The organism is Streptomyces sp. NPDC006711, assembly GCF_042869775.1.
In the GTDB taxonomy this organism is placed as follows: Bacteria; Actinomycetota; Actinomycetes; order Streptomycetales; family Streptomycetaceae; genus Streptomyces.
This window is the reverse complement of sequence record NZ_JBIAGO010000012.1, coordinates 1-7,898: the sequence shown is the minus strand read 5'-3', so window position 1 is coordinate 7,898 and position 7,898 is coordinate 1. Positions and strand designations below refer to the sequence as shown.

General features: G+C 72.5%; 6 protein-coding genes. 5 read left to right on the top strand and 1 reads right to left on the bottom strand.

Annotated elements, in window-relative coordinates; genetic code table 11:
* Nucleotides 1–309 precede the first annotated feature (309 nt).
* Nucleotides 310–2,160 (top strand): dihydroxy-acid dehydratase, encoded by a 1,851-nt coding sequence (gene ilvD / locus ACFYM2_RS22740; RefSeq protein WP_359001704.1) that lies wholly within the window; start codon nt 310–312, stop codon nt 2,158–2,160.
* A gap of 77 nt (nt 2,161–2,237) precedes the next feature.
* Here ilvD and ACFYM2_RS22735 read toward each other — a convergent pair whose 3' ends face one another.
* The gene (locus ACFYM2_RS22735; protein WP_388838628.1) at nt 2,238–4,499 is read right to left on the bottom strand and encodes a PQQ-binding-like beta-propeller repeat protein; all 2,262 of its coding nucleotides are present in this window, start codon (nt 4,497–4,499) and stop codon (nt 2,238–2,240) included.
* 125 nt (nt 4,500–4,624) lie between these two features.
* Between ACFYM2_RS22735 and ACFYM2_RS22730 the strand changes: the two genes are divergently transcribed.
* The 4 genes from ACFYM2_RS22730 (at nt 4,625) to proC (ending at nt 7,481) form a co-directional block, all read left to right on the top strand.
* Nucleotides 4,625–4,918 carry a peptidase gene (locus tag ACFYM2_RS22730; RefSeq protein WP_350231959.1) on the top strand — a complete coding sequence of 98 codons (294 nt, stop codon included), beginning with the start codon at nt 4,625–4,627 and terminating at the stop codon, nt 4,916–4,918.
* Between the two features lie 72 nt (nt 4,919–4,990).
* Nucleotides 4,991–5,527, top strand: a complete 537-nt coding sequence (locus ACFYM2_RS22725) for a hypothetical protein (protein WP_388838625.1) — start codon at nt 4,991–4,993, stop codon at nt 5,525–5,527.
* Nucleotides 5,528–5,740: 213 nt separating this feature from the next.
* A complete protein-coding gene (locus tag ACFYM2_RS22720) occupies nt 5,741–6,535 on the top strand; it encodes a class I SAM-dependent methyltransferase (RefSeq protein WP_359001713.1) in 795 nt (264 codons plus the stop codon).
* A 136-nt stretch (nt 6,536–6,671) separates the two neighbouring features.
* On the top strand, nt 6,672–7,481 hold the full coding sequence (proC, locus tag ACFYM2_RS22715) for a pyrroline-5-carboxylate reductase (RefSeq protein WP_359001716.1): 810 nt from the start codon (nt 6,672–6,674) through the stop codon (nt 7,479–7,481).
* Nucleotides 7,482–7,898: the final 417 nt, after the last annotated feature.

Below are 7,898 nucleotides of genomic sequence, written 5' to 3'. Positions count from 1 at the left end.
GCCTTCACAGCGACACCCGGCCCCGGGCCGAGTGGTTAAGGGGCGCGGGGAACTGCGCGCCCAGCCACCAGCCGGCCCGCAGGCGACGGGCAACCCCGATCCCTCCCTCTCCCCCGGAGGGTTTAGGGAAGGGGCGGGGAGGGGCCAAGAACCGGGGTCTGGGGCAGAGCCCCAGCAACCCAGCCCCCCGCGCCGCGCCAGGGGCCACATGCCGAACCCCCCGTCCCGCCATCCGGACAACCTGTCCAGACCCTGGAGCCCGGCGTAGGCTCACAGCAGAGCACCCGCACACCTAGGAGACGAGCGACGATGCCCGAGCTGAGGTCCCGCACAGTCACCCACGGCCGCAACATGGCAGGCGCCCGCGCCCTGATGCGAGCCTCCGGTGTAGCGAGCGAGGACATCGGCAAGCCGATCATCGCCGTGGCGAACAGCTTCACCGAGTTCGTGCCGGGCCACACCCACCTCGCCCCGGTGGGAAGGATCGTCTCCGAGGCGATCCACAAGGCCGGCGCCGTCCCCCGCGAGTTCAACACCATCGCCGTGGACGACGGCATCGCGATGGGCCACGGCGGCATGCTCTACAGCCTCCCCTCCCGCGACCTCATCGCGGACAGCGTGGAGTACATGGTCGAAGCCCACTGCGCCGACGCCCTGATCTGCATCTCCAACTGCGACAAGATCACCCCGGGCATGCTGATGGCGGCCCTGCGCCTCAACATCCCCACCGTCTTCGTCTCCGGCGGCCCGATGGAGTCCGGCAAGGCGACCCTGGTCGACGGCACGGTCCGTACGCTCGACCTGGTCGACGCCATCTCGGACGCGGTCAACGACAAGATCTCCGACGCGGACATCCTCCGCATCGAGGAGAACGCCTGCCCGACCTGCGGCTCCTGTTCCGGCATGTTCACGGCCAACTCCATGAACTGCCTGACCGAGGCGATCGGCCTGAGCCTCCCCGGCAACGGTTCGGTCCTGGCCACCCACACCGCCCGCCGCGCCCTGTACGAGAACGCCGCCCGCACGGTCGTCGAGATCACCAAGCGCCACTACGAGCAGGACGACCACTCCGTCCTGCCCCGCTCCATCGCCACCCGCGCCGCGTTCGAGAACGCCATGGCGCTGGACATCGCGATGGGCGGCTCCACCAACACGATCCTGCACCTGCTGGCCGCCGCCCAGGAGGCCGAGCTCGACTACGGCCTGAGCGACATGGACGCCGTCAGCCGCCGCGTCCCCTGCCTGGCCAAGGTCGCCCCGAACGTCGCCAAGAACCGTACGTACTACATGGAGGACGTGCACCGCGCCGGCGGCATCCCCGCCATCCTCGGCGAGCTGTACCGCGCGGGCCTGCTCAACGAGGACGTCCACACCGTCCACTCCCGCTCCATCAAGGAATGGCTGGACGCCTGGGACGTGCGCGGAGGCTCCCCGTCCCCCGAGGCCGTCGAACTGTGGCACGCGGCCCCCGGCTGCGTCCGCTCGGCGACCGCCTTCTCGCAGTCCGAGCGCTGGGACACCCTGGACACCGACGCCGCCGAAGGCTGCATCCGCGACGCGGCGCACGCGTACAGCAAGGACGGCGGCCTCGCGGTCCTGCGCGGCAACCTCGCCGAGGACGGCTGCGTCGTGAAGACGGCCGGCGTCGACGAGTCGATCTGGACCTTCGAGGGCCCGGCCGTCGTCTGCGAGTCGCAGGAAGAAGCCGTCGACAAGATCCTCACGAAGCAGATCACGCACGGCGATGTCGTGGTGATCCGTTACGAGGGTCCCAAGGGCGGCCCCGGCATGCAGGAGATGCTGTACCCGACGTCGTTCCTCAAGGGCCGGGGTCTCGGCAAGACCTGCGCCCTGGTCACCGACGGCCGCTTCTCCGGCGGCACCTCGGGCCTGTCCATCGGCCACGCCTCGCCCGAGGCCGCGTCCGGCGGCACCATCGCGCTCGTCGAGGACGGCGACCGCGTCCGGATCGACATCCCCAACCGTACGATCGAACTCCTGGTGTCCGAGGCCGAGTTGGCGAGCCGCCGCGAGGCGCTGAACGGGGTGTACGCCCCGAAGAACCGCGAGCGCAAGGTGTCCGCCGCGCTGCGCGCCTACGCCGCGATGGCCACCAGCGCCGACCGCGGCGCGGTCCGCGACGTGTCCAGGCTGGGCTGACGCCGCCGCCGGCCACGCACCTTCACATGACGCCCCGTCATGATCGCTCCTGACGGGGCGTCATCTCTGTCGGGGCGTCACCAACTCCCCACATCCCCTGGATCGACCGCGAAGACCGACCCGTCGGGAGAGGTGGCGTACACCCGGCCCCCGGCCGCGAGCGGCGCGGCGAGCGCCGGGGTGAAGGTGTAACGGCCCATGTTCATCCGGGGGTTGGTCTGCCCGGCCAGCGCGCCCTTGCGTGCGTCGAAGACGAGCAGCCGCCCGTCCGCACCCGTCAGATACACCCGGCCCCCCGAGGCGACCGGCCGCGACGTGCGCGCCAGTCCCGTGTCGAGCCGCCACGACTCGCCGCCGCGCACCGAGTCGACCGCCACCAGTGTCCCGCCCGCCCCGAAGAGATAGACGGTGTCCTGGTCGACGCCTGCCTGCGCCTGGTCGAGCGGGGTCGTCAGCGCGGTGCGCCGGACGGAGTGCGTGGCGGCGTCGAGGCGTACGACGGCCGTGGTGAAGCCGCCGGCGTCGGTCGCCAGCAGGAACACCGCACCGCCGCTCGCCGAGACGGGCCGCAGCCGTCCTTGCGCCCGGGCCTGCCCGCGCACGGCACCGGTCGCGGGATCGACAGCGGTCACCGAGGTCGAGGCGCCGTCGGCGGAAGGCGTCACGGCATAGGCGGCGGCGCCGTCCCCGGACACCACCCACTGGGACCGCGCGCCGCCCACCGGGGCGCGCCATTTCTCCTTGCCCGTCAGGGAGTTGAGCGCGGTGATGTGCCCGTCCGCCGTGGTGAGCAGCACGACCGCGCCCGCGGGACGCACCCCCGAGTACGCCGACACGTCGAAGGACCACACCTGCTTGCCGGTCGCCGCGTCGTACGCGCGCAACGGCTGACGCGGGGCCCGCGCCAGCACGACGCCGCCCGCAACCGCAGGGGCGTACTCGTCCGAAAGGGACCGGCCCCCCGCCCCCGGCACCGACCACACCGTCTTCCCGCTGACGGCGTCGAGCCGGGCCAGCGCGACCCCGGGCGCGGAGCAGTACAGCGCGCCGCCGCCCTCGCCGCCCTCGCCGCCCGAGCAGAACGCCGTACGGTCCTCGCCGTCGCCGGCGCCGCCCGGCTCCAGCCGGGTCTGCCAGGGACGGAACCGGGCCGCGTCGTGCTGTTCGGGCGCGGCCCGCGTCCCCGTGCCGTCGGGCATCGCGCGGACGGCGGCCGCGCCCGCGCCGAGCACACCGACGAGCGCGATCGACGCGGCGGCCCAGCGTGCGCGGCGGGGGAACCGGCCGGGGAAGCGGCCGGAAAAGGGGACGCCGCCGGCCAGGGCGCCGGGCAGGATCCCCCTGGGCCGGACGCGTCCGGACGAGCCGGGGGCGGCGGACACCTCAAACGCGCCGGCCCCCTCGACGCCGGTTCCGCCCCCGCCCCCGCCCTCACCCCCGCCTCCGCCCCCGCCTTCCGACGGAACGGGATTGCGGAACACCTGGGTGGGGATGGACGCCTCGGAGCCGTACGCCGCCGACCGCAGCGCCGACATCAGCTCGTCCGGGGTGGGCCGGTCGCCGGGTTCCTTGGCGAGACAGCCGCGAAGGACGGACACCAGATCCTCGGGCACCCCGGCCAAGTCCGGCTCGTTGTGCACCACTTGATAGGCGACGATGTAATGCGACTCGGAGTCGAAGGGCCCCCGGCCGGTCGCGGCGTGCACGAGCACCGCGCCCATCGCGAACACGTCGGCGGCGGGTCCGACGTCCCGGGGCCGCTGGAACTGCTCGGGCGCCATGAACGGCGGAGTGCCGATCAGCTTGCCGGTCTCGGTCCGCAGATCACTGTCGTACGGACGCGAGATCCCGAAGTCGATGACCTTGGGCCCGTCGGCCGCGAGCAGCACATTGCTGGGCTTCAGGTCGCGGTGCACGACCCCGGCCCGGTGGATGTCGCGCAGCGCCTCGGCGAGCCCGGCACCGAGCCGGCGTACCTCGGTGGCCGGCAACGGGCCGCTGTCCTTGACTCGTTGGGCGAGCGTGAGCCCCGGAATGTGCACGGTGGCCATCCAGGGCCGCTCGGCGTCGGGATCGGCGTCCACGACGGACGCGGTGAAGGCGCCGCTGACCCGCCGGGCCGCCGACACCTCCTGGCGGAACCGCGCCCGGAATTCCGGATCGGCGGCGTGCTGGGCGTGCACGACCTTGACGGCGAGCCGCATGCCGGAGGGAGACGTGGCCAGATGCACCACCCCCATGCCCCCGGAGCCGAGGACGGATTCCAGCCGGTACGCCCCGACGGATTCCGGATCATCGGCACCGGGCGCCCCGAACCCGATACTGCGCGGCGACGCCATGGCCGACCCCCGTGTGTCCGTTGTACGCACGCGTCGACGGAGCCTAGTCGATGACGGGTGCGGTCCCGATGGGGCTTGCTAGCCTGCGTGTTGCACACAGAGTGAAGCCAATGGGGGAGACAACCATGACCGCGGAATCGGCCGAAAACACTGCCTCGGCGTCGCTGGGGGCGCGCCGCTACCCGGTGGCCCCGGGCGTCGAACTGAATGTACGCAGCGGCCCCGGCACGGACTACACGATCGTCGACACCCTGGACCTCGGCGCCTCGGTCCCGGTGAACTGCCAGACCCCGGGTACGCGCGTCTCGGGCCCGTACGGCACCTCGAACATCTGGGACAACATCGGCAACGGCCGCTACGTCTCGGACGCATATGTGAAGACGGGCAGTGACGGCTACGTGGCGCAGCGCTGCGGCTAGGGGGTGTCTGGTGGATCCTGTCCGGGGCGCGGGATGCGCCCGGCCCCGGAGCGCCCAGGGATAATCGGCTGCATGAGCGAGCACACGGGCGAGAGCGCCGACGCCGGCAAGCGGGGCGGGGACGCCGGGGCGGGGACGGCGGGTCCCCGGCCCGAGCTCATCCGTTTCTACGGCACGACCTGGGTCGACCACGACGGCGGATACGGACTGCGCCGGATCGGCACGGCGGCCGGCTCGCTCGCGGCGGCGGTGGCGGCGTGCTTCGTCCTGCGCTTCGCCTACGAGGGGCTGCAACTCGCCGACACCGGCACGTTCGTGAACGTCCTGGTCGTGGTGATGTTCGCGATCTGTAGCGCGCTGGCCTTCCGCAAGACGTGGGAGGGCTTCTCCGCCCGCCCCGCCGACCCGGACGCGGACCGCTCCCTCCAGGGTCTCAAGGCGATCGGCTTCATCGGCTCCCTGCTCGCCTACTTCTTCCGCACCTTCACCGAGGCCCCGGGCGAGGGCCTGCGCCGCGCGGAGTACGAGACCTCCCGCGCCCAGTACGAGCGCCGCCGCGCCACCCGGACGGGTAACCCGTCCACCCGCAAGAAGCCGAAGCGGAAGTAACGCGGAAGCGGGAGTAACGCGGAAGCGAAGGCACGCGGGAGCGAAGGCACGCGAACGCGGAAGCACGCGGGAGCGGGGCGAAAGCAGCAGGCGGGCGCGGGGCGAAAGCAGCGGGAGCGGGAGAGGGAGCCGTCGCGGGAGCAGGCGCGCGAACAGGACGCGCGTGGCGTAAATATGCCCGCCGCCCGCACCCCGCGCGGCAGACTCGGCCCCATGACGACTCCCGCGCCGCCCACCCGAGCCCACTCCTTCAACGCCGCGGCGGCCCAGTACGCCGCGAACCGCCCCTCCTACCCCCAGCTCCTCCTGGACACCCTGGAGGAACTGGCTGGGCGTCCTTTGAAGGGCGCCCGGGTCGCCGACATCGGGGCAGGCACCGGCATCGCGAGCGCCCTGCTGCACGCCCGGGGCGCGCGGGTCACGGCGGTGGAGCCGGGCGGGGGCATGGCCGCCCAGTTCCGCGCGAGCCACCCCGGCATCCCCCTCGTGCGCGGCGACGGCGACCGCCTCCCTCTGGCCACCGCGTCCGCCGACTTCCTCACCTACGCCCAGGCCTGGCACTGGACCGACCCCGCGAAGGCGGCCCCGGAAGCCCGTCGCGTGCTGCGCCCCGGCGGCGCGCTCGCCCTGTGGTGGAACATCACCGACCACACCGCGCCGTGGCTCGCCGACCAGGACGCCCGCATCCGGGACCACCTCGGCGTCGACGTCTCGGCGGAGCAGCGCGCGGTCGCCGCCGGGAACGGCAGCGGCCCCACCGAACGCGGCGAGCACCCCTGGGTCGACCTCCCCGGCCTGACCTTCACGGAACGCCGCATCCCGCACTCCCGCACGGTCCCGCTCGCCACCCACCTGGCGAACCTGGGCAGCCACTCGGCGTTCCTGGTCCTCGGCGAGGAGCGGACGAACGCGTTCATGACCAGGGAGCGGGCCCTGCTGAGCGAGCTCTTCCCGGACGGCATGGTCGAGGAGCGGTACGTCGTCCATCTGCGCCTGGCCCTGAACTGAACGCCCCCAGGGCCCGACCGAAGAGGACCCACCCGTACCGGAGCCACCCATACCGCCCTTCGGACACCCCCGCCCGCCCCGGCGCCCCGGTGCGAGGATGACGTCACGAACCCCGCACCACCTGGAGGGTGACCGCATGACCCAGACCGTCGCAGTCCTCGGCACCGGCAAGATCGGCGAGGCTCTGCTCAGCGGAATGATCCGGGCCGGCTGGCACCCGGCACACCTCCTCGTGACCGCCCGCCGCCCGGAACGCGCCAAGGAACTCCACACCCGCTACGGCGTCGACGCGGTCACCAACGCCGAGGCCGCCCAGCGCGCCGACACCTTGATCCTCGCCGTGAAGCCCCAGGACATGGGCAGCCTCCTGGACGAACTCGCCCCCCATTTGGCGAGCGACCGTCTGGTGGTCAGCGCGGCGGCGGGCATCCCCAGCTCGTTCATCGAGGCCCGCCTCGCCTCCGGCACCCCGGTCGTCCGCGTCATGCCGAACACCCCGGTCCTGGTGGACGAGGGCATGTCCGTGATCAGCGCCGGCAGCCACGCGACCCAGGACCACCTCGCCCATACGGAGGAGATCTTCGGCGGCGTCGGCAAAACCCTGCGCGTACCGGAGTCCCAGCAGGACGCGGCGACCGCCCTGTCCGGCTCGGGCCCGGCGTACTTCTACTACCTGGTCGAGGCGATGACGGACGCCGGCATCCTCCTCGGCCTGCCCCGCGCCCAGGCGTACGACCTGATCGTGCAGTCCGCGATCGGAGCGGCCGTGATGCTCCGCGACAGCGGCGAGCATCCCGTGAAGCTCCGAGAGGCCGTCATGTCCCCGGCGGGCACGACGATCAGCGCGATCCGCGAACTGGAGAACCACGGGGTACGGGCCGCGCTGATCGCCGCCCTGGAAGCGGCCCGCGACCGCAGCCGCGAGCTGGCCTCCGGCACCGGCTGACGCCCGGGCCCCGCGCGCCCCACCCGGCCAAAGCCCGAGGTCAGCGCCGCGCGGGGCAGCTGTCCCGGCAGAGGCCCGTGGCCCTCGGGCGGGGCCTGGCCGAGGGTTGACACGGCCATCCCCGGTACGTAATGTTCTCCGAGTTGTCCGACGTGAGCGCCGACCCCGGTCGGTCCCCGGACAGCCATTCCGCACCAACCACTTCTTATGAACGACACCTCGTCGTCTCATTTTTCGTGCGCTTTTGCGAAATGAGGAATCCGCGTTCGAGGACGCGCCCCCGATTGGCGTCGGGGGCCAGGATTCCGCTAATGTCTCACTCGTCGGAACGGCCCAACAGCCGGGAAGACAAGCCGACTTGGCCCCGGGAGACCGGGAATCGGGTCCGAAAGGATCTGATAGAGTCGGAGCCGCCGG